The sequence below is a fragment of the Anaerolineales bacterium genome (assembly GCA_015075725.1).
Lineage (GTDB): Bacteria > Chloroflexota > Anaerolineae > Anaerolineales > Villigracilaceae > Villigracilis.
Genome location: JABTTV010000001.1, coordinates 2,527,924 through 2,553,789, shown reverse-complemented (window position 1 = coordinate 2,553,789; position 25,866 = coordinate 2,527,924). Strand labels below are relative to the sequence as shown.

Sequence of the window (25,866 nt, the reverse complement as noted above, 5' to 3'; positions counted from 1 at the left end):
CCCGTTTGTATGCGCCGAACAATTGACCCAGCGCCGTCACCGAGCCGCCCCAGCCGATTACAAACACCAATGAGAAGCCGAGGACGAAGAGCAGCGCATGTAAAAATATTTTCAAACGTTCTGTTTGGGATGGAAAGGGGGGAATCGCAGTATCAGAGGTCATGAGTCTTCCTTTTCAATAAGGATATAACATCATGATACGCAAATCCCCGCCCCTGCATGAGCGCAGGATGGCGGGGAAATCGGTAGGCAAAATGGCTTATGACCTTTATCGCTTTACAAGCGAATTTCGATCCTGGTTCCCTGTCCTTGGGTGGACTCAATTCCCAGCCGTGCCCCGATCAGGTCCGCACGTTCATGAATACCGAGCAGTCCAAAATGCCCGTTGGGAGCAAATTCCGTCGGGCTGGCAGGAGCGACAAAGCCGTGGCCATTATCAGAGATCATCAGTGTTATTTCCGAATCAGAATAACGGATGGACAAGTCGGCACGAGTCGCCCCGGAATGTTTAGCCACATTATTGAGCGCTTCCTGCGCAATGCGATATAGCGACAATTCCACCTCGCGCGAGAGACGACGTTCGTTACCGGTTTTTTGAAAATCAACGATCAGAGAATTAACCTGGCTGATCTCCCGCGCCAGCATTTCCAACGCAGTGACCAGTCCCAGATCTTCGAGATAAATGGGACGCAGCGCCCGCGTCAGGCGGCGCAGATTTTCGATGGTCTGCTCCGCCAGATTTTCGAGTTCCTTAAGGGATTGTTTTCCATTTTGATCCTTGACCGATCTCTGCGCCAGTTGCACCCGTTGTTTCAATGCAATGACCGCCTGAATGGTGTCGTCATGCAGTTCCCGCGCCAGTCTGGCACGTTCCTCTTCCTGTGCCGAAGTGATCGCGCCGATGTAATCGTGCAATCCCTCCTGAGCCGCCTGCACTTTACGCGACATTTCGGTCAATTCCATTTGCAGGTGTTGGACCTCAGATATGCCGCCAACTGACTCCTTTATGGCTTCGAAATCCCCCCATGCCAGCGCCGCCGCCTTGGACTCAAGTTTTTGCAGGGGCTGGACGATCTGTTTGGCGCCGAACCAGATGGCAATCAATGCCAGGATGAAGGCAGGCACCATTACCAGCGGAGCCATCTGGGTCAATTGCAGGGAGGGGCTGATCACCATTTCCCATTCCTCCTCCGTGATCAATGCCCAGCCTGCAGTTTCAATGGGGCTATAGGCGACTACATGTTCCGTCGCTTCCTTTTTCACATACAGAACGCCACTCCTGCCTGCCAGAGCTTCCGCCACTCCAGGATGGTCCGCATCCAGGCTTTCGCGTTCGAGCGCACCGCTGACGAACAAAATACGGCGGGAATTATCCAATAGATAGATGGTCACGTGACTGCCCGCCGGGTAGGTGGGTGTCAGGGTTTCGGACGCGAGTGTCTCGGGTGAAAACGCGCCGGCGACAATCACATCGCGGGAGTCAGAATAGGCTGAGATGATGACAAAGAGTTGGTTGGAGTTTGGATCCAGGGTCGGGTCGGAGAAAACAAATTGAGGGCTGGATGAAGAAGCGAGTTTGACCGACCTGGAGTTTTGAGATACCCATCCCCAAAATCTGTCATTCCCCGTTTTCTCGATTAAGTGTCCATCCGTATTTAGAAAGGCAATCCCCCCGTTGAAATCCTTTGCCAGGTCGGTGGTGGTGGCAAATATATCCTTGAAGGAAATATCCTCGGATGCCAGCACCGCCATGCTCGAAACAGTCGCCATGCGATGATGAAGTTCGGATTGCAGCGCTGCGGCGGCGGACTGCACGGCGCGTTCGTCACGTTCCCCGACCAGGGTGCGCATGTCCTGCTGGTGCATGTTGACCCCGCCGAACGCAATGAACAATAACAAAAGCGTCAGCGGCAGAACCGTGACGGCAAAGAGTTGCGTCAGACCGCGCCAGCCTGGCAGGATTCGTTTCATTCTTCTGGAATATTGCCCGAGCTTTGTGAGATCAACCCCAGCGCCACCCCGCGCATGACAGCCTCGGTGCGGCTGTTGGATTGCAGTTTGGCGAAGATGTGCGCAAGATGTCCCTGCACGGTGCGGTCGCTGATATTCAGTTGCACACCGATGGATTTGTTGGTGAACCCCTTCGCCGCGAGTCGCAGCACATCCAGTTCACGGTCAGTTAATGGTTCGACGATCTTTTTTTCCGGTCCTTTGAAGATGGTGGACATCAACTTGCTGGTGATGGATGGATCGAGTGCAGACTTACCTTCATAGACATCACGCACCGCCTGGATCAGCTCATCCGCCTGCCCAGTTTTGAGGACATAGCCATTTGCACCTGCCTGCAAAACCGCCATCACGTAGGGATCATCGTTATAAGCGGTCAGGATTAACACGCCCACTTCGGGCAGATGGGCACGCACCCAGCGTGTGACTTCAATACCGCTGGCTTTGGGCATCTGAATATCAAGCACGGCAACATCCGGCTTGTGTTTTTGGATTAAGACCTGCGCCTCCTCCCCGTCTCCTGCCTCGGCAATGACCTGGAGGTCGGTCGCACTCTCAAGCAGTTGTCGCACCCCTGCACGGACGATATGGTGGTCATCCGCCAGGAGAATGCGTATTTTGGTTTTTGATTTGCTCGATGACTTTGGCATGGCTTAATGTATCCAATTGCTGATTATAAACTTGTGATTGATTAATGAACGGGAAGGCAAGCCAGACAAGACCCAGCCCCGCCAAAAGCCCGGTAAGGAAGCGCATGAGCGAGTTGAACGATCCCAGCGCATCACCGGCGTAAAACGTTGCAGGAAAGGTGTTGTTTGTCAACACTGCCAGCCATGCATTTGTATCACGAAATCCATTTCCGATACCGGCAAAATCGCTGACCATGTGTGTTCCACCATCCAGCGCCATCGGCAGCAGGAGCAGAACAAATCCCCACCAACTCAAAGTCTTTATCGTGTGTCGGAAGGGATACCACAATGCCGCAAAAAGCCAGACGCTGGTATAGAACGAGATCATGCGATCCGACCACGCCACCTTCCAGCCCATCGGTTCGTTGCCGATGAATTGGCGCAGGATCATGGGATTGGATGTGTTCTGCCAGACCGCCTGGATTTCGCCCAGGGAATACATGGTCTTTTCGCCGAACCAAAAGAGGGAGCGTTCCGGGAGTTGGTGGCAGAAGAACGAGTAAATGAAGTAGACCGCCCTGCCTGCACCCGTCCAGCCGATCTGCATGAAAACCGGCGCAAGGAAGGGAACAAATACCCAAACACCATAGATGGTCAGAAAAACGGCAAACCAATGAGTGCCTATCCACTGAAAGGCATTCGTTATTTTAGGGGCATTCAAGGTGGTTGTTGACATTTTATTCCCTCATGGGGCGTTTGGTTCAGGGGCGCGATTGAGGTTGGCGCGGTAAAAAGCTTTGGCTAAATCCATGTCGAAGATCTCGAACCTTTGAATCCGCCCCCAGGAGGTTAATGCGACCGGAACATCAATGGAATTCCAGGGATAGGCAATCAGCTTCACTCCACCCAGGTCGTTAATGACCGTGCGGATCTGTGATTTCAACTCCGCGCATCCCGTCTCATTCAGCAGGTCGCAGTTGTACCAGATGATCACATACCCGTGCTCCAGGTTATGGACAAGATAAGCAGCAGGATATGTATAAATATTCTCTTCATAAAACCCCGCCTGGGCTTCGGTTGCATAATGCAATCCGGATGTTGGCGGGTCGGAATTATATTGTCCCGGGTCAGAGTCGGTGGGGAGATGCGGATCGCTCTTCATAATGGCAACTGCCTCCCCTGCGGCTGGTTTAATCCCCTGCCAGACCATGACTCCAAGGATCACCAATACGGCGAGTCCGGTTCCGCCCCAGATGATGCCTGCAAGCAGTTTTTGTTTTCTATTTCTTTGTTGAATGTGTTGTCGTCTTTGTTTGTTGTTCATGAATTCACTCTGCCGGCTGGAAAGCAGGCGTCACATCGGGTAACGCCTGCCTTCGACGGCTGATTATTGCACTTTGAACTCGATATCTTCCTTGTAATCCAGACCATCCTTGCGGACATACACGGTAATCTTCCAATTGCCGCTCATGCTGAAGTTGGCATTGATGGAATAGCGCCCTTCACCCTGCTCAGTGGCGAGACCGCTCATCCCCATGCCGGTCATGTCCGTGTGGTCGGCAGAAACATCCACAGTCGCACCCTCGATGGGCTTGCCATCTCCATCCGTGATCGTCAGGATCAATTCCATGTTGCCCATCATGGCAGGATTGGGATTGGTCTCAATCTGGATATTTACCGGACTCGACGATCCTGACTCGACCGGGGCGGCAGGCTGTGCGGAGCTGCCGCAAGCCGCCAATACACCTGCCAGTAAAACCAACATACTGATAAAGAACATCTTTCGCATTTTTACTCTCTCCTTGAGTATTTTATTCAACGACTTCGATCATCAACATCAAACCACCTGGTTCAACATTGTCGTTGGTGGTGTGGTGCAGGATGTGACAGTGCAACATCCATTGTCCGGTCTCTGTGGCGACGAACTCAATGTCGTAGCGTTCTCCCGGTGCGACACTGACCGTGTCCTTGGTCAACTGTGCCACCTCGGGGACAGGATGCCCATCCGTCGCCACGATCCTGAAGGGTACACCATGCAGATGCATCGGATGAATGAATTGACCAATGGCAATGAAGCGCAGCCGAACCAGATCGCCTTTCTTGACAGTGATGGTTTCGGTGGCAGGGAAGGACTTGCCGTTGATCGTGAAGTAATTGGGCTCCATCCCACTCATGGGCATGGCGGCATACGTTTGCCCATCCGTCATACGCCATTCCGAGATCATCAGGGTTTTATCCACAACGGGTGGATTGGCATCCGGTTCCTTTGGGTCAATGATGAAGGGCGCATAAAGCCCGGCGCCAACCTGCACATCGCCCTCATAATGCGAGTGATACATGAACGTCCCAGCCGGCTTGGCGGTGAACTCGTAAGTAAACGTCTCACCCGGCTGGATCGGATCCTGGGTAACGCCCGGAACGCCGTCCATTGCATTTGGGACTTCGACTCCATGCCAGTGGATCGTAGTTGGATCGGGTAATTCGTTCTTTACGATCACCCGAACCTGATCACCTTCCGTAACGCGGATCATCGGTCCGGGAACGGTTCCGTTATATGTGAATGCGGTGACGGTCACTCCATCCAGGATTTCCCATTGAACAGCCTTGGTGGTTAACTCAAAGACCTTGACGCCATCTTCCAGGCGGTATTCCAAGGGCTGTCCGCCATCAGCTTCGGTGGCAGGCTGGACGTTGGGAGCAGTGATCGGCTCCATCATATGAGCCGCTTCGGGGTTTTCCATCATCATGCTGCCCGGGGTGGGCGTCCCATCCGCCATACCTGAATTGTCATTATTCATGGGCATGTCCCCATTGGAGGCTGTGGCTGGCGCGCAAGCCGATAATATCAAAGCGAGACTCGTTATTGTAAAAAATAAAATCTTCTTCATTATGGTTCCTCTGCAAAGTTGGAATAGTGCTTGAATATAAGGATTTCCCCTTGATCCATCCAGCGCAATTTGACGCGGGAATCCATAGGCAATATTGCCTATGTGAATATCAGACAGAAACTGCCGCCCTGATATCCAATGCCTCTTTGATGGAGGCGACCAACTTTTTATCTATCCGTTGGGATGGGTCATCGGCAATGGAGAAGCGCGTTTGTCCGTCACTTCCGTGCAGGATCAGTGGGACAGGTTCAGCAGACTCCCCATAAACCATTAGAACAACCATCTGGCAATCACAGTCCGCTGTGCCATGATGCGGGCAGGGACAATCCTGCTGGGTATGTCGCGCGGTATGCAGGTCAAAGGTTTGCAAAGCCCGCAAACCACCTTGCAATAATTTTTTCTTCGCTGCCTGCAAAGCCATGTCGCAGGGCAGATCAACAATCAGGAAGGAAGATGTGGTCATGGAACACCTCTATCATTTGGATGTTCTCCATTGTAGGTATGTTTCCAATCGAATAGGAGAGCCGCGTGGCGTATTCGGGCTTAGGCAATATTGCCTATAAGAAATCCCCTGTCATTGTACCGACAGGGGATTTCTTGGGCTGCAAACTTCAGATTCTCACGGCATGGGCATATTCATGCCACCCTCCGGGATTTCAAGTTGAATTTCCGCAGGGGCATTCCCCGGCGCGGGAAGCGGCAAGAAGCTAATGCCATTGGGCGCCATGCCCGTTGGGACGGTGGCGACAACCGCCATTTTTTCCAAGTCAATGACCGATACCGTGTCTTCATAGATATTCGATATGTAGGCGTATTGGCTCGATGGATCAATCACGACTCCGTGTGCGCCCTGCCCTGTTTCAATGGTTGCAATCACCTGGAAAGTCGCGACATCCACAACCGACACAGTGGTGCTTGGGGTATCCTTTGTCCCCTGATTGGCGGTCAGAACAAACTTGTTGTTGGGGGTCACAAAAACCTGGATCGGACCTCCGCCCACATCCACCTTGCCGACCAGTTCCTGCGCAGCAACGTCCACCTTGCCAAGCGCGTTTTCGCCGTTGAGGGAGAAGTAAACAAACTCCCCGTCGGGCGAAAAGCCCACTTGAACAGGATGCTCGCCAACTTCTATATCGGCGACCTTTACATCCTGCGCGGTGTCAATCACGCTCAGGGTGGTGGATTTGGCATTGGCAACGTAAACCCACATCCCGTCGGGGCTGACGCGCAAACCGTGCGGATACTCGCCGACCGGGATCGTGGCAATGGCAGACATCGCTTCCACATCAATCACAGTGACCGTATTATCCCCGCCGTTCGTGGCATACGCTTTTTTGCCATCGGGTGTCAGCACGATATGTGCGGGCATCATCCCAGTTGGCACGACACCATGAACCTCAAAAGTGACGGCATCGATCTTAATCGCCAGTGAGTCGTGCCCGCTCACCGCCCAGACGGTTTTGCCATCCGGGGCAACCTGTAGGTTGTGGGCGCCCTCGACTCCGGTAAGCGTGGTCAGGACTTGATTCGTTGCCGCATTGATCACGGTAATGCTGTTGCCCTCCTCGTCTGCCACCCAAACTGTTCCATCCAATCCTGCAACGGGTTGATCCGGTTGGGTCTGGGCGGGTTGTTCGGTCATTTCAGGTTTCGCCGGCGCGCCACATGCACTCAAGACAACCGTGGCGATGATCAGCGCGGGCATAATCTTCCAAATCAAAAACTTATTCATATGGTTCAACTCCTTCTGGTTGGATCGAATATCGTCCGCACTTATACAGCACCCACCCTCAAGTTGAACATACGCATTTTTGCCTAATACGTCATGCTTTATCCAAATTACTCACAAATTCGATTTCAAACTTTATCTTCTTCAATTCGAACATATTGATCGGGAACACGTTCAAAAAGATGTTTGCAGACCTCGGAGCAAAAGTAATAAGTCCTCCCTTTGTGAACAACCTGAAAGGGCGGGTTCTTTGGATCGACTTTCATTTCACACACAGGATCGATTTCAAACTCCTGCCCGGTCGGATAAAATTTCCGCATATTAAAACTATTCATGATACTTCTAGTCTCCTATTGGCTCACCGCATGAAGAACAAAAGCGAGCGTTCGATTCGTTTTGAGTTCCCCTCGATCACACATGGAAACTACTTAACGGCTGAAAATCCTACCCGATGAATGTAAAAAACACATGAAGAATTATCGAAGATCAACATAGGCAGTTTTGCCTACGCTTTGTTCAGCCACTTGGCGCAAGACGCCGCCCACTGCAAGGGCTATGATGACACAAAAGGAATATTTTCGATGAAACGATTCTTCATTCCATTTGTGGCATTCCTGCTCGGCTCGGCGCTGATCGCCTCGTTCTACATCGGCATCCTCACCTGGGCGCAGGGCTGGGACTACGCCTCATCTCAATTCATCCGTGACCGTTGGTATGTCATCCCGATCATCCTCGGCTTTGGTATCCAAGCCGCGCTCTATTCCATCCTGCGATTCCGCCTGTTCATTCCAGTTACATCCACAGGACATGCCGGCTCAATGATAGGCGCGAGCGGAGGCACATCCGCCACTGCGATGGTCGCGTGTTGCATTCATCATGTCACCGATGTTTTACCCATTCTTGGTTTGAGTGCGGCGGCAAGTTTTCTCACCCGTTATCAACGCCCCTTCATGCTTATCGGACTCGCCATGAACCTCATCGGAATTGGCGTCATGCTCTTCGTGCTTTATCGTGAACGACAAAAACTTCAACCTGTACTTCTGGAGACAAAATGAAACGACTCTTACTTCCCGCCCTTATTATTTTGACTTTTGTTATCACAGCCTGTTCAGCGACTTTATCCCCGCTTCCAACCCAGCCGCCATCTGATCCTGTTTCGACGGTATCAGCCTCCCCCGAATTTGACTCTGCCACCCGCATGGACGACCAGGGAGCGATTATCTTTGAAGTCACCCCACTTAACTTGGACTCAGCGACTACCGAATCTGTTGAGTTCAATATTGTCCTGACCACCCATTCGATTGACCTGAGCATGGATCTAGCCGCAACTGCAACGCTCTTAACCGATACAGGAGTCAGCGTGAATTCAACCCTCTGGGATGCGCCGCGCGGTGGTCATCATGTGGAAGGAAAATTGATTTTTCCAGCGGCGCAGGATGGTAAATCCATTCTGGATGGAGCGACAAAGCTCACCCTCACCATTACCAACGTGGATGCCCCCACCCGCATCTTTGAATGGGAGTTGAAATAGCAAGAGGAAGAAATGGCGCACAAAACAGATATCAGCCGTCGTGACTTCATCAAATCGGTTGCCGGGTTCGTCGGAATGCTCATCGGCATTGGGATCGGTCTTCCCTCCATTTTGTATCTTCTTTCGCCATCGCTTGAAAAAACGCAAGACGATTTAATCATCGATCTTGGCTCGCTTGAAAGATATCCGATTGGCATTCCAACCCGGTTTGAATTTACCCGCACCAGGGTCAACGGATGGGAACGGACGGCAACCAACTATGGCTTGTTCGTTCTGCGTAAGAGTGAAAGTGAAGTAAGGGTATTCTCTAACATTTGCACCCACCTTGGCTGTCGTGTTACCTGGCATCCTGACCAGGGACATTACATCAGTCCCTGCCATGACGGTCATTTTGATATGGTTGGTAATGTGGTCAGCGGTCCGCCGCCGCGTCCTCTGGATGAATTCACTGCTGAAATAAAAAATGGCAATCTCATTGTTTCCCTTCCGCCTGTAAAGCGGAAAGGGTAAAGGAAGGTTCACATGAATAAACGTCATATCTGGATCATGCTGCTTGGCTGCTTGCTTCCCATTCTGGGTCTGGCAGCTGTCCTGCTCCTGAAAGTCCCCATCAATACAGTCGTCTATGTGGGGCTGGCATTGCTTTGCCCGCTGGCTCATTTTTTCATGATGGGCAACATGCACAATCACAACAGCCAGCCGGACCAGCATCACGATCATTCCGTCCATGACAAGACATCCACTCACTCGCCGTGATTTTCTAAAGATCGCCGCATTGGGCGCCGGCGCACTTGCCTTTCGACCATTTACCTGGCAGGGGATTTCAGAATTACAACAGTCGGAACTGTTGGGGCGTATCACGGTTGGCAAGGTGGATGTATATGCGCGCCCAGATGGGAATGAACAGATCGTGGGCGCTCTGTATGAGGATCAGGTTATCCCCTGGATTCGGGAAGTGGTTGGAACCATGCCCGGCAGGATCAATCAACGCTGGGTCGAGACTCCCTATGGTTATGTGTGGGGCGGAAACCTGCAACCCGTGCGCAACCTGCCAAATTCGCCAGTGTCCACTCTGCCAAGTACGAGTCTGGGACCTGGCATGTGGGTTGAAGTCACCGTTCCTTATGTAGACTTGATTCTCGATAATCCGCCATCGCGCGCACCGTGGCTCCAATACCGCGAATCGATTGGGCTGCCGGCGCGGTTCGTCTATAGTCAGGTGGTCTGGGTGGATCAGATTCGCGCCGAAGCGGATGGAAGAGTCTGGTATCGGTTGAATGAACGCTTTGGATCCGGCGACCTGTTCTGGGGTCCGGCTGAGGCGTTTCGTCCACTGACTGCGGATGAAATCGCTCCCGTTAACCCGGAAGCGGAAGAAAAAAGGATCGTGGTCAATATTGATTATCAAACCTTATCGTGCTATGAGGGAAAGAATGAGGTGTATTTCGCGCGTATTTCCAGTGGTGCACTGTACGATGCATGGGGCAATCCTGTGGATGCATGGGCGACCCCGGTAGGCGAATTCCCGATCTGGCGGAAGGCGATCTCCTTGCCATTAAGCGGTGGAAGTGCATCAGCAGGCTGGAGTCTGCCGGCTGTTGGGTGGGTCAGTTTATTCGTTGGCTCCGGTGTGGCAATCCATTCCACCTATTGGCACAACAATTATGGTGAACCCTCCTCACGAGGATGCGTCAACGCCAGCCCGGAGGATGCAAAATGGATCTTTCGCTGGTCTCAACCACTTGTATCTTACGACCCTGGGGATGTTACCGTGGAGATGCCAGGTGGAACCCGGGTGAGCGTTGAAAAGAAAGAGTTTTAGCCTATAGCATGAAGGGATAAGTAGGAGCGTTCATGCTGAATTAATTTGACTCGGTAATCTGAGATTACTTCCAGGCATCTTCATAATCTGTTACATATTGCCTGAATGTGATCGGGCTAATCCCAGTTAATCGCTCGACTTCATCTGTGATCGGTTCCGCCATTCCGAAACGTGTGGATGTGTACAAACCCGTCATCACCAGGGCAAACATGAAAGGCGTACCCCTGCGTATCGTCTCGATCAGGAAATAAAGCGGGTTCGGGTTGCGGTAGGTGATTCTTCGTCCCAATACCTCGCTCATGATCCTGGCTGCTTCCCAATAATCCAAGCGTTCACTGCCAGTCAGGTCGTAGTTCCTGCCGGCATGTCCATCCTCCAGCAAAGCCACCGCCGCCACCGCCCCGATGTCGCGCGCATCGACAAAGGCGGTTTTTGCCTTTCCCACCGGCACAAAAATCTCATTCCTTTCCTTGATCTCACGGCGATGGGTGGTATTCAGATTCTGCATAAAGAAACTACAGCGTAAAAAGGTTGTTTGCATGTTGATTGCCTTCAAATAGGTCTCCACCTTGTAGTGGGGGACATATTTTGTGTTCTCGATCCCGATCAGGGAGAGAAACACGGCATGGGTTACACCCGCGCGTTTGGCGGCATCCATCGAAGGAGCCATATCCCGCTGGATGTTCGTGATATGCGGTGGACGCATGTAGAACATCTTCTGTACGCCCTTGAATGTTGCCTCGTAGGTGGTTGGGTCGGTAAAGTCAAAGCGAACCGCCTCGACTGAATCGCCAAGGCGCTCCCTGAGTTTGTTCACATCCATAACCGCCGCGCGCACATTCCCACCTCTGGCGAGTATTTGCCGTACGACTTCCGTGCCGACATTGCCCAGCGCGCCGATTACCAATATGGGGGCTGACATTCATTTGCTCCTGGCTTGACTGTATATAGACCAGTCGTTATAATAATCCAGCAGTCGTCTTTTGGAAAGATGACAAAAGACATCTTTTGGACGGAGATAGACATGAGCAATGCCCGCGAACAAATCCTGCAAACCACCTGCGCCCTGCTGGAAAAACAGGGCTATCACGGCACCGGATTGAACGAGATCATCAAGGAAAGCGGTTCCCCCAAAGGCTCGTTGTACTATTATTTTCCAGAGGGCAAGGAACAGATCACGGCAGAGGCGGTGCTTCAATCTGGAAACCAAACTGCCGAACGGATTCGCCAGGGATTAACAGAAAGTTCCAACGCCGCCAAGGCAGTTTCTGACTTCATTCTGAATATTGCGGAACATGTCGAACGATCTGGTTTTGCGGCGGGCAGTCCGTTGACGGCTGTGGCGATGGAGACTGCGACCACCTCGCCGCGGATTAATGCAGCCTGCCACGAAGCGTATCAAATGTTGAAATCCGCCTTCCATGACAAGTTAATTGAATGTGGGTATTCGAAAACAAAGGCTGATGAACTGGCGACTTTCATTGTTTCTGCCATCGAAGGCGGGATCATCCTGAGTCGCACATCGCATACTACCGACCCGCTGCGCCTGGTGGCAAAACAGTTGAAGGTCCTATTGGCTTTGTAGTTAAGGATAATTTCAAAAAGGAACTCAAAGGAGTGTATATGAAGATCGTAGTATTTGGTGCATCGCGTGGGGTTGGCTTGGAAGTGGTCAAGCAGGCTTTGGAAGCAGGTCACTTGGTGACTGCGTTCGTGCGATCCCCGGAAAAATTTACTGTCACCCATACCAACCTAACCGTCGTCAAGGGCGACTCGATGGACGCCGAAGCTGTCGAGAAGGCGATTGCCGGGCAGGATGCCGTCATCAGCGCCCTGGGACCGACCCGTCCACCCGTTCCCCACATGATGGAGATTTCGGCAAAAAACATAGTAGCCGGGATGAAGAAGCATGGTGTGCGCCGGCTGGTATCCACGACTGGTGCTGGAGTGCGCCAGCCGGAAGATCAACCCAAATTTATTGATCACCTCATCGGATTTCTGCTCAATCTATTGGCAAAAGATGTGGTGCTGGACTCTGCCGCAAATGTGAAGGTGATTCGGGAGTCTGATTTGAATTGGACGGTAGTGAGGTTCCCGCGCCTGGTGGATGGCGAACATAAAGGCAGATATCAGATTGGGTATGTAAGCAAGAGTTCGGGTACGCAACTTTCCCGCGCAGATGGTGCGGACTTTGTATTGAAGGAACTGACCGAAATGAAATGGTTGAAGAAATTACCAGTGACGAGTTATTGACTTAAATTGGTCGGATTTGACTTATCCTAGTTGAAAAGAATAGCGCCTAATGACAAGGCGCTGTTCTTTTTTTATCCAATTCTAAGTCCATAATTAGGCAAAACCGGGCTTGTGGTCACCATATACGGTTCCTTTATGACAACATAGTGAATACTAAATTGGGTAACCAAACCTGTCCTACTATTTCTAAGACAGCTATCACTGCTTGGTTTAAAACGACTTCCTTGCCGACAGGGTAGCAACACCTAGGCATCAAACTTATTAAAATTGGACCGTTGAAGCCAATACTGCGATTTTCCGCCTCACAACCGCAATCTGATCTGTCCGGCGGGGTACATATCTGGTATACGGGTATAAGTTTCGACCCACATTGAACCACATTTAATACATACCACACCCTGTTCCTATAAAAAAATCATGCCGCACTTCCCAGTCACCTAGGTTGGGAAGTGCGTATTTAATGTCAAAAACGACTTGACAATCTCGCAAAAGTGAACGGATTGTCAAGTCTTTATCTTTTTTATTCGAAGTTGCTCATTAAAGACGAACTACAATTTCTCCAGCATTCGGAAAATCCAGCAGTTGTTGACGCACTGCCAGATCCATGATTTTGGCGCGAAACTCCACCTGTATGTCTCGCTTGCCATCAATCAATGCTTCGGCTACAAGTTCATCCACCAGCTGCTTTTTCAACAAATAAATACGATGTTGCTCTTCAGGTGTCTTGGGAATGGCGTTGTTCAATTCTTGGATTCCTGTCTGAAGGTTCGCTACATAATCCTTGAACTTTTCTTCCCAATCCAACTTGGCATAGGTGTCTAGCTCTTGTTCCAGGGCTGTCAGCCTGCGTTTTAAGCGCTCTTCTACTTTATAAAGTTCACGCATCCGCGCATCAAATTCAGGATCCGCCCTTATTTTTATGCGGGCTTCCGTGATCACTTGTTGGCGCTTAGCGGACTCCTTATCCAGTTCTTCAAGAATCTGCCTCCGATCTTTTTGTAGATGTTCGTACCTTTGTTGGATTTGTTTGACCAGGTCTTTGGCTTGCGCATGCAGGAATTCCGGGTTCATAGCGAACTCATACAATTTCTTCCAGACCTGAGTTTCTGCTCGTTTAGCACTCACGGATTTCGGGCATTCTATTGTTCTGAGTTCCTGATGAGGCTGTGGACAGAAGTAGGTACTGATCGGGGTTTTGCGCTCCACCCACTCTCTTTTACGACTACGGCGATGAGCTGCCGTGCGTGCCCGCCAGGTCAGGTTGCAGGCACATTTTAGATGCCCGGATAGCAGGTAATCATTTTGCCGGCGGTGTTTGGGGTAAGTTTTGTTTTCTTCTCGCATCTTCAAAAATAATTCATAGGTGGAAATATTGATGATGGGTACCACAGGGATATGGAAGGTCTGCCCTGCACGGGAATAGCTTTTGAAGCCATAGGCATATTCTTTGGCAGATTTGAGTATAGCCTGAATGCTGGACCGGGACCATCGGATGTGTCGGGGAATACTGCTCCCCTTTTGGGGAGCATCCGCAGCGATCAGGCGTTTTCGAATTTGCATGAGGGGTGTTTTTTGAAGGTACCATTTGAAGATGTTCCGAACCCACTTCGCTTCTTGTTTTTGGATGCGAATATTTTCGCCTATGCGAATATAGCCATAGCGATCTTGACCGGTGTTTGCTTGCCGGCTTTGAGTCGTGCGATCACTCCCATAGTCATCCGTTCTTTCATCCCATCTAATTCCATTTGGGCTACCCAGGCGCGGACAGGAGCAATCTTGGGATCGAAATTTTCTTTTGCCAGGAGGATTTCGATCTTATAGTTCTGGATGGTTTCCAAGACGGTCAACATCGCTCGTATTCCACGATACAGTCTGTCCTCTCGCCAGGCGAGAATGACATCGAAGTCATCTCTGGTGGCGTCTTTGAGCATGGCAAGCAGACCCGGGCGGTCTGAACGGCTGCCCGAAGGTTCGACCAGCTTGTTGCCGACCCAATATTTCTCCACGTCCCGATACACTTGAACTACTTCCAATCCTTTTTCTACTGCCAAACGCCGACAATCTGCTTCCTGCTCAACTGGACTGGATTTTTCAGCCTGCGTTTCGGAAGATGTGCGGATGTAGATTGCTGCTCTACGAGACATCTTAATACCCTTTGTAAAAATGAACTTGTTATTTAACTATACCGAAAATACTGAATGGTGGAATCGAAGTGCCAATAACCAATCTTGTATTATCACATCGCTTCATCATTAGGGCTCTAGGCAAGGCGTAATAAGTGCCATTCGGCGCTGATTTTTTAGCAATATGTGCATATTCTTTTATGTGATAAATCCTTATAATCCCATTGCGTGAACAAGAAGACACCTCTCTCTAAAGCCTCATCCAATACCAAAGCAGGACAACAGTTCAATTTGTTGGATCTGATCTTCGAACGTCTGCCAATGGGCATTGCAATTTTGGATCGCGAGTACCACATTCAACGATACAACCCTACCTGGGGTGGCTTTGCCGTGCGCTATGCCCCACTGACGGGAAAGCCGCTCGAACCCGGAGTTGGTTATTTCGAACACCTCCCGGGTGCAGAGGAGATGGTTCTGCCCATGTTCCAGCAAGTGCTGGCGGGTGAAACGATTGGGGCAAACAGTGTCCGCCTCGAGTCTGGCGGCGTTGTTTCTTTTTGGGATATATTCCTGGCACCGTTGATCGAAAACGATGAGATCATCGGCATTTTGAATGTGGCAGCCGATGTTACTGAAAAGGTGATGCTTCAACATAATCTTGAACAACACGTTGGGGAACGGACACGGGAATTGCAGATGCTACTGGATGTTTCTGCCGCTGCAAACAGTTCCTTGAATTTGGATGAAGCGCTCGAGCGGACCCTTGACCTGATCGTTGACCTCGTGAATGCATCTCGCGCCGGAGTGGTCCTTCTCAACGAACAGACCGGTGAATTGATCCCCCACACGCTGCGCCCGCCTCAGGAAATTGAGCAAGACGACCTCTCCAAAGTGGTTTCGGCTTGCCGGTTGGTCCTGGGGAAAGGCAGCACCATGAACATTGTCCCGGACCCAGCCCAGGGGTTGTTGGAGCCGGGGGTTTTTCTTCCGCTTCAACTTCGCGAGCAAAAACTTGGGGTGCTGGTCATCATCGGCGCGCAAGGCACATCCTTTTCAGCGGCACAGTTGGCATTGTTCCAATCCATCGCAGACCAGTTGAGCATTGCCGTTCAAAACGCACGTCTCTTTGAGAGAAATGAGCAGGCAGCCATCGCAGCCGAACGCAATCGCCTGGCACGCGACCTGCACGATGCAGTCACCCAAACACTTTTTTCTGCAAGCATGATCGCAGATGTGCTGCCCAAAATCTGGGAGCGCAACCCTGATGAAGGTCACCGCAGGCTGGAGGAATTGCGCCAGTTAACCCGCGGCGCGCTATCAGAGATGCGGACACTGCTGGTGGAGTTACGCCCCGCCGCATTGGCGGATACCGACCTGGGTGACTTGATAGGGCATCAGGTTAATGCTTTTACGGCACGCACACGCCTGCTGGTGGAATATCAGCGCCACTGTACATTTAACCCGCCGCCCGAGATCAAGGATGCCTTTTATCGCATTGCGCAGGAAGTGTTCAATAATATCGCCAAACACGCCGAAGCATCACAGGTTCATGTGGAGTTGAGATGTGAACCAGAGCAGGTGCGGCTGACAATACAAGATGATGGAATTGGTTTTGACCCTGAAGCCTCTGAACATGAAGGGCTGGGATTAAAGATCATGGATGAACGCGCCCGCAACGCCAGGGTTAAGCTGGAAATTGAAAGCAAGATCCATGCAGGGTCATGTTTGCAGGTTTCTTGGGATCCGATGGAAGATACCAGGCAGCAGGAGAATCACAATGCATGAAAAACGAATTCGAATTGTCTTGGTGGACGATCATGCCGTCGTCCGTAGCGGATTAAGCGCGTTCATGCTGGCGCATGATGACCTGGAATTGGTGGGCGAAGCCTCCAATGGCGAACGCGCTATTGCTATCTGTCAGCATACCCAACCGGATGTGGTGCTGATGGATTTGATGATGCCCGGCATGGACGGCGCAATGGCGACCCGTCACATTCGCGAAACATGCCCGGGCACTCAGGTGCTCGCACTGACCAGTTTCAAAGAAAAGGAACTTGTGGAAGGGGCTTTACAAGCGGGGGCGATCGGGTATTTGCTTAAAGATATTTCTGCCGATGAACTCGCGAATGCCATCCGTTCTGCAGCGGCAGGCAAGCCGACCCTTGCTCATGAAGCCCAGCAGGTATTGATCGAAGGAACCCGCACACCAGCCAATAAACCCGGCATTGACCTGACGGAACGGGAGCGCGAAGTTCTTGCGTTGATGACAGAAGGCTTGAACAACAATCAGATCGCCAAAAGGCTGGTGGTCAGTCCATCCACAGCCAAATTTCATGTCAGTAGTATCCTCTCCAAATTGAATGCAGCCACCCGCGCAGAAGCGGTATCTATTGCGCTGAAAAACCACCTGGTCACTTGACCAGGTAAAAACTCTTCGCACGGATAGCCTCCAAACTCTCCTCCCTGCGGATGCGACAGGAGAGTTTGTCTTTTAAACTGCAAGTATGAATGAAACGAAGGCATCCATAAAGACGGTGTTCCTGGCAGAGGGCGAGAAACATGTCCTGGAAGCCCTGCGGCTGGTATTGGAACAACAAGCGGGGTTTGAAATCATAGGAGAAGCCCGTTCGGCCGAAAGTTTACTGGCGCATGTTTGTAAATTATCTCCAGACGTCATTTTGTTGGATTGGAGCCTGCCCGGCTTTCACCCGCAGCGCCTGCTCCCCACCCTGCGTGAATGCTGCCCGTCCACGAAGTTGACCGCCGTCAGCATTAATCCAGAACACGAAAAGCCTGCACATGAGTTTGGTGCGGACGGCTTTATTTCCATGCAGCTTTCACCCGAAGTATTCCTATCCTCTCTGAATGCCATTCTTGCCCCACTGAATAGCCAAAAAGAAAAAAACACAAACGAAGTTCATTCCCTCAGACAAGGAGAAAACATATGAAACCATCCACAACCACCATTCTGGTCAAAACGACCCTCACCCACACCGTCACCTACTTCCTGATGGGACTGGCGGCGCTTTTCCTGCTGGGGTACACCGATAAATATGCCGACCCTGCCATTTCGATTTTGATGCGACAGACCACCGATCCATTGGTGGCTGCGGGTCCGCTCTTCCAGGTGATTCGCGGCATGTTGTTCGGACTCGTTGTCTTTTTGATGCGCGACCTGGTACTGGAGCGCAAGCGCGGCTGGCTGACCCTGTGGGCGGTGCTGGTGATTGTGGGCGTGATTTCGCCCTTTGGCGCGGCTCCCTCTTCCATCGAAGGGATGATCTATACCACCCTGCCGCTCTGGTTCCACATCAACGGTCTGCCCGAAGTCCTGCTCCAATCCCTTTTGCTGGCAGGGATCGCTACCTGGTGGATCGATCATGCGCAGAACAAATGGCTGGGCTGGCTGATGGGTGTCATCTTTATTGTCATAATCTTGCTCGGCACGGCAGGCGTGCTAGCCGGGCTGGGGATTTTGCAAGCGTAAATTTGAGAGAGGATAAATCATGATTGCCATTGAAACTCACGCATTAAGCAAGAAATTCAAGGAACGCACGGCCGTTCACCCGTTGAATCTCTCCATCAAGCAGGGTCAGGTTTTTGGCTTGTTGGGGCTGAACGGAGCGGGAAAAACGACCACCATCCGCATGTTGACCTGTCTGGCAAAGCCCACCAGCGGCGACGCCACTGTGCTCGGGAAAAGTATCCTGACCGAAGCCCAGGCGGTTAAGGAAAATATCAACCTGTCGCCTCAGGAAACTGCTGTGGCTCCCAACCTGAGCGTGAGGGAAAACTTGGAGTTGATGGCTGGTGTTTATGGGAACAGCCGCCAATCATCTAAAGACAGAACCGAACAAGTTATGGAAAAACTGGGTTTGTCTGACAGGCAAAATGACAAAGCAAAAGTCCTTTCGGGTGGTTGGCAGCGCCGCCTGAGCATTGCCATGGCGCTCATCTCCGAGCCGAAAATCCTGTTTCTCGACGAGCCAACCCTGGGACTCGATGTGATTGCCAGGCGTGAGTTGTGGTCGGTGATTGAAAACCTGAAAGGCGAAATGACCATTATTCTCACCACACACTATCTCGAGGAAGCCCAGTCGCTTTCAGATGAAATTGGCATTATGGCAAACGGCAGGTTGAAAGCGCTTGGAAGCGCGGAATCCATGATGACTGACACAGGCGCGCGAAATTTTGAAGATGCATTTATCGCATTGGCGACAGGTTCAAAGGAGATGAAATGAGAATGCAAATTTTTGCTTCACGCAATAGCAAGGAAATTCTCAGGGAGCCTGCGACCCTCGCTTTTGGAATTGGTTTTCCATTGATTGTGTTACTGCTGCTTTCAGCGATTCAATCCAATATCCCAATCAGCCTGTTCGAAATTGAAAGTCTCTCGCCCGGCATAGCTGTTTTCGGGCTGTCTTTCCTGTCTTTGTTCGCAGGCATGTTGATCGCCAAAGACTGAACCACATCCTTCCTGATGCGTCTGTTTGCTTCACCACTAACGCCAACCGATTTTATTCTTGGCTACATCATTCCGCTCTTGCCGATGGCGGTTGCCCAATCCATTGTTTGCTTCATCGCGGCTTTTTTCCTGGGGCTGACGGTGAGCGTCAATGTGCTGGTGGCGATCGTGACGTTAATCCCAACCGCCGCGCTCTTTATTGGCATTGGACTATTGGCAGGCAGTGTAATGTCTGAAAAAGCGGTGGGCGGTATCTGCGGCGCGCTTTTGACCAATGTCAGCGCCTGGTTGAGCGGCACCTGGTTTGATTTGAACCTGGTGGGCAGCGGGTTTAAGTCGGTGGCTTATGCGTTGCCCTTCGCGCGCGCGGTTAACTCGACCCGGGCTGCGCTGGCTGGGGATTACCCTGCCAGCATGCCAGACTTGGTGTGGGTCATTGGATATGCTGTACTGATCCTGATCGTTGCGATAGCCGTATTCAGCGCCCGGATGAAAAGCGACAATTCATAGTTTGCCTGCCAAACACACATAGGAGTAATTTCCAATGATTAATTCCATCGTAAAGGTCATCTTTATATTGATTGTGGTCTTTCACGGCCTAATTCACCTGCTCGGCTTCCTGAAAGCGTTTGACCTGGCACAAATCAATGAGCTGACCCAACCCATCAGCCGCCCGCTCGGACTCCTGTGGCTGGTTGCGGCGCTGATCTTGATCGTTACAGCCGTCGCCTTTGGCTTCACAAGCCAGTGGTGGTGGGCGGTCGCCATCGTGGGCGCGCTGCTCTCGCAAATCCTTATCTTCACTGCCTGGCAGGATGCCCGGGTTGGCTCCATCCCCAACCTGATTATCCTGGTCGTGGCACTCCTGGCCCTGAGCAGTATCCGCTTCGAGGACGGCTACCGGCAGGATGTCCGCAACGGACAGGAACGCGTGCGCGCCCTGACGGCGGAAACCCTGACCGAAGCCGACTTGCAAGCCCTGCCCCAGCCGGTACAGCGTTACCTGCGCTATGTCGGCGTGGTGGGAAAGCCAAAGGTCGTCAGCATGTACGCCGAGCTGACTGGCGAGATGCGCCAGCAGGGGGGCGCGTATTTCCCCTTGACCGCCGAGCAGTACAACTTCTTCGACCAGCCAACCCGTCTGTTCTTTATGAAAGGGCGGATGTTCGGACTGACCGTGCCGGGCTACCACCGCTATCAGGAACAGAGCGCGGCAACGAATGTCCGGCTCTTTGGGTTGCTGCCGTTGGTCAAGGTGGGCGGGGAAGTGATGTTCGAGGCGGATACCGTCACCCAGTTCAACGATATGTGCCTGATGGCGCCCGCCACCCTGATTGACCCGCGCATTACCTGGGAGACCATTGACGACCTGACCGTCAAGGGGACATTCACCAATCAGGGCGTCACCATCAGCGCCATGCTCCACTTCAACGCCGAAGGCCAGTTGGTCAACTTCGTCTCCCATGACCGCTGGGATGTCTCTTCCATGAAGCAATACCCGTTCTCGACGCCGGTATCCCAATATCGCAATCTCAACGGCTACAACCTGCCGACCTACGGCGAGGCGATCTGGCACTACCCGGATGGCGATTTCGTCTATGGCAAATTGGAAATCAACAACGTTGTCTATAACGATCTTCCGTCAAAATAACCCCAAATGAAGTGACAAGGAAATTTGGAAATCATGAACCTGAAAACTTTTTTCAAACCCGGCTGGCGCTTCGTGCTCATGGCAGTCTGTGGGCTGGCTGTTCTGGCATTTGTTTCCATGAAAGCCCAGGCCGCCCCGGTCAAGACCACCGATTTTCAAGAACTGGATACCGCCATCGCCGCTCAAATGCAAAAACACGGCCTGCCCGGTGTCGCGGTAGCCGTTATCGAAGGTGATCAAATCGTCTATTTGCAAGGCTATGGCACAGCCGGGCCGGGCCGCGCCATGACCGCTCAAACCCGCATGGTCATTGGCTCGCAGAGTAAATCCTTTACCGCCCTCGCGATTGCCCAACTGGCGGAAGCCGGGAAACTGGAACTTGACGCGCCGGTGCAAACCTACATCCCCTGGTTCCGGGTTGCGGATGAACAGGCTTCGGCTCAAATCACCATCCGGAATTTGCTCCAGCACACCAGCGGCTTGTCTGGCTCCGGCTATCCGATCATCCTGCCCGATGATGCTTCGCTGGAAGAAGCCGTGCGCTCGCTGGAACAGGCCAGCCTGACCGCGCCGGTGGGGACGCGCTTCCAGTATTTCAATCTGGGTTACGACGTACTAGGCTACCTGATCGAGTTGCGTAGCGGCGCGACCTATGCCGATTATCTCCAGGCGAACATCTTTGCCCCATTGGGCATGGACAGCAGCACTGCACGTCCGCAGGATGTGACTGATTTAGCTCAGGGCTATACCCGCCTGTTTGGCTTCAACGTCCCGATGGCAGTGACCATTCCCGAATATGAGATTCCCTCCGGTTATATCGTCTCTACCGCTGAAGATATGGCTCGCTATGCCCTGGCGATGAAAAACGACGGCGCGGGGCTGGTTTCGCCGCGCAGGGCGCGCAGCATGTTATCGGGGTTGGTGATGAGGGCTTTTTGCCGCCGCGTTCGAGGAAGTTGAGCACGGTTTTGACCTTGGGTTCCATGCGTAATCTGCGACACATATGACAAAAATACCCTGATTTTTGATGTTTGGTCAATTGCGAAACGGAGGAAGAGGGGCTAAAATGATTGAGATATATTTCACAAATAAAGGTTCATTGTCATAGACAAGTAAAGCGGTGATTCTTCTCTTCTTCTACGGTTTGGCGTTCGAAGGTTTGGGGCTGGCTGCTTATTTGCAATTTAGGAGGGAGGGAGACTTTCCTTTGAAGAAGGAACTGCCCTGGCTGGCTTCTTTCGGCATTGTGGGAGGTGCGGCTGGCTGGACGGAAATGTTCCTTGTCAGCGGGTCGCTTGGCGATCTGGCATATGGTTTGAGCATTTTGCGGGTCTGTCTCCACCTGCTGACGGGTTTGCTTATTTTGCGCTTCGGCTGGGGGATGTTCAACAACCTCGACCCCCTGCCCCCATGGAGCATATTCGTCCCGGGGATTCTCATCGTACCAATTGCATTCGTTATGACCTATGCGGCGACAACATTCATTACGCCGTCTCCCCTGGAAATTCCAATAGAAATCTGGACACGCTACCTGCTTTACCTGCCGGGCAGTTTTCTTGCAGGGGTCGGTTTCCTGCGCCAATGGTATTCCCAGAGAAAAAGCGGATTTTACGAGGTTTCGAACTTGATGCTTGGGGCTGGCTTGGCGTTTCTTTTCGAGGCAATCATGATGGGCCTAATCGTTCCAGCCGCCCCCTACGGACCCGCCTCCTACTATAACTATGACAGGGTGATCCACAATGCTTTTAGCGGGGAGATCTTGGAGGTAAGCCAGCCATACGGGTTATCCACCTGGCTGGATTATCAAAGTATATTGAGCACCACGGGCATGCCAATCGAGATCTGGCGCATGCTTTCCGCCGTGATCGTCACCTACTTTGTGGCGAGAGCATTGGATGTTTTTGAGGCAATACGAAAAAGACAGATCGTAGCCCTTCAAGAAGAAAGAGACCGCGCCCAGCAGGAAGCGTTCGATTCTCAAATCCTGGCGCGAAGAAACGCCGAGAAGTGGACGGATGCACTGGTGAACATCAGCCGCCGCATTGCCGAGCTCGAGCATGTGGACGATATCCTCGTTTACATCGTGGAGAATGTGCGCGGTCTGTTACGCGCAGATTTCGTCGGCCTGGCAATATCGAATCAGTGGAACGAATTTCTTGAGTTGAAGTGCCGCTCCCAGGGCGGTGAGAGCCGACTCGTCAATGAATCACCGGTTATCGTGACGAATCCGCTCATCAAATACGTTGTAAAAAGCTCGACTCCGTTCTCCTCGAAATGCGCTGAAGATATCGAACCCCTGGAGGGAATTTGTTTCTTCACCGATGAAACAGCGAAGTCGGCGGTGATTGTGCCGCTCAAACTTGAGAACACGACCATCGGCGCATTATGGAGCGCGCGCTTCGAGGACGATCCCTTCTCCGATACCGACATGATCTGGTTGGAAAGCATGGCAGACCAGGTGGCGATTGCCATCCAGCACGGTTTGATGACGTCACAATTACAGTCACTGTCCATTGTTCAGGAGCGCAGCCGCATCGCACGCGAAATGCACGATGGATTGGCGCAGGTCCTTGGGTATTTGAACCTCCAAACACAAACGTTGGGGTCGTTCCTGAGTCAGGGCAAAATCGATAAATTACAGGAGGAATTATCGAAGATGCGGCAGGCGATTCAGACCGCCCATGCGGATGTGCGCGAAAATATCTTGAGCCTGCGCACCACACTCGCCCAGGAGAAGGGGCTCGAAACTGCGGCAGAGGAATACCTGACGGAGTTCGGCATTCAAATGGGCGTCGACACCCACTTCGATTATCGCGTGGACGGCGAGTTGAACCTTTCATCGATTGCGGAGGTGCAACTGGTTTGTATATTACAGGAGGCACTGACGAACGTTCGCAAGCATGCGCAAGCCGGACGTGTGGATGTTGCCATCTGGAAGGAAAAGAAGGAGGAGGGCGAATACATCCACATGCATGTCGACGATGACGGCGTTGGTTTTCAAACGGTGGGCTCAAAGCGAAGTTTCGGATTGCAGACGATGCGGGAACGCGCCGAGGGCTCGGGCGGCAGCTTGAACATTCAATCGGTGGTCGGGCGTGGAACGCATATCGAATGCCGCCTGCCCTGCCTGCAAAGGGAAAGACTTCAAAAACAAAGCGTGGTGATCCAATGAACGTCCGCGAATGGGCATTACCGGTTTACACGATCCTGATGCAACTGGCGGTCGGGGCTTTCTTCATCATTTGGTTGATTAGGCATCTGGCAGGTTCGAAGTTCAGTCCGCAGGAGATCGACCGCATCATTTTCAATCCGATCCTTGTGATCGCCTTTACGATCGTCGTCGCCATGGGCGGTGCACATTTCCATTTGAGCAAGCCGTTTCATTCCTTTCTTGCCGTGCTGAATTTCAAAACATCCTGGCTTAGCAGGGAAATCATCTTCACGGTCTTGTTCTTTCTGACAACAATGATCGTGTTGTATCTCGTATATTTCCAGCCCCACCGGCGCTCTCTTGTCAGTGGGCTGGGTTGGTTGGCGATTGTTTTTGGGTTCGTTTTGATCTATTGCATGGCGCTCATCTACCTCATCCCCACCCAGGTGGCATGGAATTCCACAACGGTGATCCTTTCATTTTTTATCACAGCGCTGATGCTTGGTGGCATGGCAATCGCCTGTCTGATGATGCTGGATTTGAAGTTCGCGGAGATCCAAAAAGCCGATGATGTGGACCTGCGCGCCCAGGTCATCCGTTATTCCTCCGGCGGATTGACCGTTTTGACGGTTGTCCTTGCTGTGTTCAGCCTGGGAATTCTTTTCACACAAATCCGCCTCCTTTCTCAGGGAGATCCAATCGCCCGCACAAGCTTGAGGCTACTCGTTGAGCTTTATATGCCACTCCTGCTTTTGCGGCTGGCATGCCTGACCTATGCCCCCCTCGCGCTTGCCTTGGCTGTAGTCAAGATGTACAGAAAACAATCCGCGCCGCAAAATTTAATGAACCCGGTCTATCTTTCCTGCCTGATGATACTGGTGGGAGAGATCATCGGGCGGTTCCTATTTTATGCCACGCACATCCGCGTGGGAGTATAGAAAGAAATGGTGAAAGGATGACGATCAAAGTTTTGATAGCAGACGACCACAAACTGTTCCGCCAGGGGTTGATCGGCTTGATGAAAACCCGCGAAGACCTGGTCGAGGTCATCGGCGAGGCTGAAACGGGTGAGGAAGCCATTCAGTTGGCTGAAAGACTTAACCCGGATGTGATCCTCCTCGATATTTACATGCCGCAGACCGATGGACTTCAGGCGGCAAAGGAGATTCGACAACGTTTCCCGCATATTGCCGTGGTGATGCTTACATCCTCCGAACGGGACGGACACTTATATGAAGCGGCTCAGCTCGGTGTGGCTGGATATTTATTGAAAAGCCTCGATGCGAACGAATTGTTCGACCTCCTGCACGGCGTAACTCATGGAGAGCCAGCCATGACTCGCGCCATGGCGTCGAAATTGCTCAAAAGCGTGGCGAACCGGATGGCAAATGAAGACAAGGGCGAGCAATCCCTTACCGAGCGGGAGTTATTCGTCCTGCGGCTGGTGGCAAGCGGCGCCAGCAACCAGGAGATCGCCGACAAACTGACGATCTCCGTCAATACGGTCAAGAGTCATATCAAGAATATTCTCGAGAAATTACATTTGGAAAACCGCACCCAGGCTGCCACCTATGCTTTGAAGCATGGGTTGGTCTCGCCGCGCGACAGTTAACATCG

Annotated in this window: 29 protein-coding genes and 2 pseudogenes; 18 read left to right on the top strand and 13 right to left on the bottom strand. The window is 52.0% G+C overall.

The features are described 5' to 3' along the window. Positions 1 to 276 precede the first annotated feature (276 nt). The 10 genes and pseudogenes from HS100_12240 to HS100_12195 all read right to left on the bottom strand — a co-directional run bounded on the left by HS100_12240 (position 277) and on the right by HS100_12195 (position 7,658). Complete coding sequence (locus HS100_12240) at positions 277 to 1,971, bottom strand: HAMP domain-containing protein (protein MBE7434676.1); 1,695 nt, start codon at positions 1,969 to 1,971, stop codon at positions 277 to 279. Further along, on the bottom strand, positions 1,968 to 2,657 hold the full coding sequence (locus HS100_12235) for a response regulator transcription factor (protein MBE7434675.1): 690 nt from the start codon (positions 2,655 to 2,657) through the stop codon (positions 1,968 to 1,970). Before HS100_12235 ends, HS100_12240 begins: the two co-directional genes overlap by 4 nt. Next, positions 2,602 to 3,372, bottom strand: coding sequence for a DUF2085 domain-containing protein (locus tag HS100_12230; GenBank protein ID MBE7434674.1), 771 nt, complete (start codon positions 3,370 to 3,372; stop codon positions 2,602 to 2,604). The genes HS100_12235 and HS100_12230 overlap by 56 nt, the downstream gene beginning before the upstream one ends. 9 nt (positions 3,373 to 3,381) lie before the next feature. Then, positions 3,382 to 3,960, bottom strand: coding sequence for a DUF3105 domain-containing protein (locus tag HS100_12225; GenBank protein ID MBE7434673.1), 579 nt, complete (start codon positions 3,958 to 3,960; stop codon positions 3,382 to 3,384). Between the two features lie 63 nt (positions 3,961 to 4,023). After that, positions 4,024 to 4,425, bottom strand: a complete 402-nt coding sequence (locus HS100_12220) for a FixH family protein (GenBank protein MBE7434672.1) — start codon at positions 4,423 to 4,425, stop codon at positions 4,024 to 4,026. Positions 4,426 to 4,447: 22 nt separating this feature from the next. Further along, complete coding sequence (locus HS100_12215) at positions 4,448 to 5,524, bottom strand: copper oxidase (protein MBE7434671.1); 1,077 nt, start codon at positions 5,522 to 5,524, stop codon at positions 4,448 to 4,450. Between the two features lie 109 nt (positions 5,525 to 5,633). After that, positions 5,634 to 5,987: a hypothetical protein gene (locus HS100_12210; GenBank protein ID MBE7434670.1), complete on the bottom strand. Its 354-nt coding sequence runs from the start codon at positions 5,985 to 5,987 to the stop codon at positions 5,634 to 5,636. A gap of 156 nt (positions 5,988 to 6,143) precedes the next feature. Further along, the gene (locus HS100_12205) at positions 6,144 to 7,166 is read right to left on the bottom strand and encodes a beta-propeller fold lactonase family protein (GenBank protein ID MBE7434669.1); all 1,023 of its coding nucleotides are present in this window, start codon (positions 7,164 to 7,166) and stop codon (positions 6,144 to 6,146) included. Between the two features lie 215 nt (positions 7,167 to 7,381). Further along, positions 7,382 to 7,573, bottom strand: a complete 192-nt coding sequence (locus HS100_12200) for a YHS domain-containing protein (GenBank protein ID MBE7434668.1) — start codon at positions 7,571 to 7,573, stop codon at positions 7,382 to 7,384. Between the two features lie 22 nt (positions 7,574 to 7,595). Next, positions 7,596 to 7,658 (bottom strand): annotated as a pseudogene (locus HS100_12195) (zinc-ribbon domain-containing protein). A gap of 176 nt (positions 7,659 to 7,834) precedes the next feature. Between HS100_12195 and HS100_12190 the strand changes: the two are divergent. From HS100_12190 to HS100_12170, 5 genes are read left to right on the top strand one after another with little or no spacing between them, the layout of a single operon-like run. Beyond that, a complete protein-coding gene (locus HS100_12190) occupies positions 7,835 to 8,308 on the top strand; it encodes a hypothetical protein (GenBank protein MBE7434667.1) in 474 nt (157 codons plus the stop codon). After that, positions 8,305 to 8,784, top strand: coding sequence for a hypothetical protein (locus HS100_12185; protein MBE7434666.1), 480 nt, complete (start codon positions 8,305 to 8,307; stop codon positions 8,782 to 8,784). Before HS100_12190 ends, HS100_12185 begins: the two co-directional genes overlap by 4 nt. 12 nt (positions 8,785 to 8,796) lie before the next feature. Further along, positions 8,797 to 9,294, top strand: a complete 498-nt coding sequence (locus HS100_12180) for a ubiquinol-cytochrome c reductase iron-sulfur subunit (protein ID MBE7434665.1) — start codon at positions 8,797 to 8,799, stop codon at positions 9,292 to 9,294. Between the two features lie 12 nt (positions 9,295 to 9,306). Further along, positions 9,307 to 9,540 carry a hypothetical protein gene (locus tag HS100_12175; protein MBE7434664.1) on the top strand — a complete coding sequence of 78 codons (234 nt, stop codon included), beginning with the start codon at positions 9,307 to 9,309 and terminating at the stop codon, positions 9,538 to 9,540. After that, positions 9,512 to 10,606, top strand: coding sequence for a L,D-transpeptidase (locus HS100_12170; protein ID MBE7434663.1), 1,095 nt, complete (start codon positions 9,512 to 9,514; stop codon positions 10,604 to 10,606). Before HS100_12175 ends, HS100_12170 begins: the two co-directional genes overlap by 29 nt. 64 nt (positions 10,607 to 10,670) lie before the next feature. Here HS100_12170 and HS100_12165 read toward each other — a convergent pair whose 3' ends face one another. Beyond that, on the bottom strand, positions 10,671 to 11,528 hold the full coding sequence (locus tag HS100_12165; GenBank protein ID MBE7434662.1) for an SDR family oxidoreductase: 858 nt from the start codon (positions 11,526 to 11,528) through the stop codon (positions 10,671 to 10,673). 102 nt (positions 11,529 to 11,630) lie between these two features. Here HS100_12165 and HS100_12160 point away from each other — a divergent pair, with 102 nt between their 5' ends. Beyond that, a complete protein-coding gene (locus tag HS100_12160; GenBank protein MBE7434661.1) occupies positions 11,631 to 12,191 on the top strand; it encodes a TetR/AcrR family transcriptional regulator in 561 nt (186 codons plus the stop codon). A 38-nt stretch (positions 12,192 to 12,229) separates the two neighbouring features. Continuing rightward, on the top strand, positions 12,230 to 12,859 hold the full coding sequence (locus HS100_12155) for an SDR family oxidoreductase (protein MBE7434660.1): 630 nt from the start codon (positions 12,230 to 12,232) through the stop codon (positions 12,857 to 12,859). 537 nt (positions 12,860 to 13,396) lie between these two features. Here HS100_12155 and HS100_12150 read toward each other — a convergent pair. Continuing rightward, the gene (locus HS100_12150) at positions 13,397 to 14,617 is read right to left on the bottom strand and encodes a recombinase family protein (protein ID MBE7434659.1); all 1,221 of its coding nucleotides are present in this window, start codon (positions 14,615 to 14,617) and stop codon (positions 13,397 to 13,399) included. Then, complete coding sequence (locus tag HS100_12145; GenBank protein MBE7434658.1) at positions 14,500 to 15,003, bottom strand: recombinase family protein; 504 nt, start codon at positions 15,001 to 15,003, stop codon at positions 14,500 to 14,502. Before HS100_12145 ends, HS100_12150 begins: the two co-directional genes overlap by 118 nt. A 207-nt stretch (positions 15,004 to 15,210) precedes the next feature. Between HS100_12145 and HS100_12140 the strand changes: the two genes are divergently transcribed. The 11 genes and pseudogenes from HS100_12140 (at position 15,211) to HS100_12090 (ending at position 25,861) form a co-directional block, all read left to right on the top strand. Next, positions 15,211 to 16,767, top strand: coding sequence for a GAF domain-containing protein (locus tag HS100_12140; GenBank protein MBE7434657.1), 1,557 nt, complete (start codon positions 15,211 to 15,213; stop codon positions 16,765 to 16,767). Continuing rightward, a complete protein-coding gene (locus HS100_12135) occupies positions 16,760 to 17,401 on the top strand; it encodes a response regulator transcription factor (protein MBE7434656.1) in 642 nt (213 codons plus the stop codon). The genes HS100_12140 and HS100_12135 overlap by 8 nt, the downstream gene beginning before the upstream one ends. A gap of 85 nt (positions 17,402 to 17,486) precedes the next feature. After that, positions 17,487 to 17,930 (top strand): response regulator transcription factor, encoded by a 444-nt coding sequence (locus HS100_12130; GenBank protein ID MBE7434655.1) that lies wholly within the window; start codon positions 17,487 to 17,489, stop codon positions 17,928 to 17,930. After that, positions 17,927 to 18,469 carry a hypothetical protein gene (locus HS100_12125; protein ID MBE7434654.1) on the top strand — a complete coding sequence of 181 codons (543 nt, stop codon included), beginning with the start codon at positions 17,927 to 17,929 and terminating at the stop codon, positions 18,467 to 18,469. The genes HS100_12130 and HS100_12125 overlap by 4 nt, the downstream gene beginning before the upstream one ends. A gap of 19 nt (positions 18,470 to 18,488) precedes the next feature. Further along, positions 18,489 to 19,223, top strand: a complete 735-nt coding sequence (locus HS100_12120) for an ABC transporter ATP-binding protein (GenBank protein MBE7434653.1) — start codon at positions 18,489 to 18,491, stop codon at positions 19,221 to 19,223. Further along, positions 19,220 to 19,957: pseudogene (locus HS100_12115) on the top strand (ABC transporter permease). The gene HS100_12120 and the pseudogene HS100_12115 overlap by 4 nt, the downstream one beginning before the upstream one ends. A 46-nt stretch (positions 19,958 to 20,003) precedes the next feature. Continuing rightward, positions 20,004 to 21,098 (top strand): hypothetical protein, encoded by a 1,095-nt coding sequence (locus HS100_12110; GenBank protein MBE7434652.1) that lies wholly within the window; start codon positions 20,004 to 20,006, stop codon positions 21,096 to 21,098. Positions 21,099 to 21,131: 33 nt separating this feature from the next. Then, on the top strand, positions 21,132 to 22,058 hold the full coding sequence (locus HS100_12105; GenBank protein ID MBE7434651.1) for a beta-lactamase family protein: 927 nt from the start codon (positions 21,132 to 21,134) through the stop codon (positions 22,056 to 22,058). 160 nt (positions 22,059 to 22,218) lie between these two features. After that, the gene (locus HS100_12100; GenBank protein ID MBE7434650.1) at positions 22,219 to 24,270 is read left to right on the top strand and encodes a GAF domain-containing protein; all 2,052 of its coding nucleotides are present in this window, start codon (positions 22,219 to 22,221) and stop codon (positions 24,268 to 24,270) included. Further along, the gene (locus HS100_12095; protein ID MBE7434649.1) at positions 24,267 to 25,187 is read left to right on the top strand and encodes a dimethyl sulfoxide reductase anchor subunit; all 921 of its coding nucleotides are present in this window, start codon (positions 24,267 to 24,269) and stop codon (positions 25,185 to 25,187) included. Before HS100_12100 ends, HS100_12095 begins: the two co-directional genes overlap by 4 nt. 17 nt (positions 25,188 to 25,204) lie before the next feature. Continuing rightward, complete coding sequence (locus tag HS100_12090; protein ID MBE7434648.1) at positions 25,205 to 25,861, top strand: response regulator transcription factor; 657 nt, start codon at positions 25,205 to 25,207, stop codon at positions 25,859 to 25,861. Positions 25,862 to 25,866: the final 5 nt, after the last annotated feature.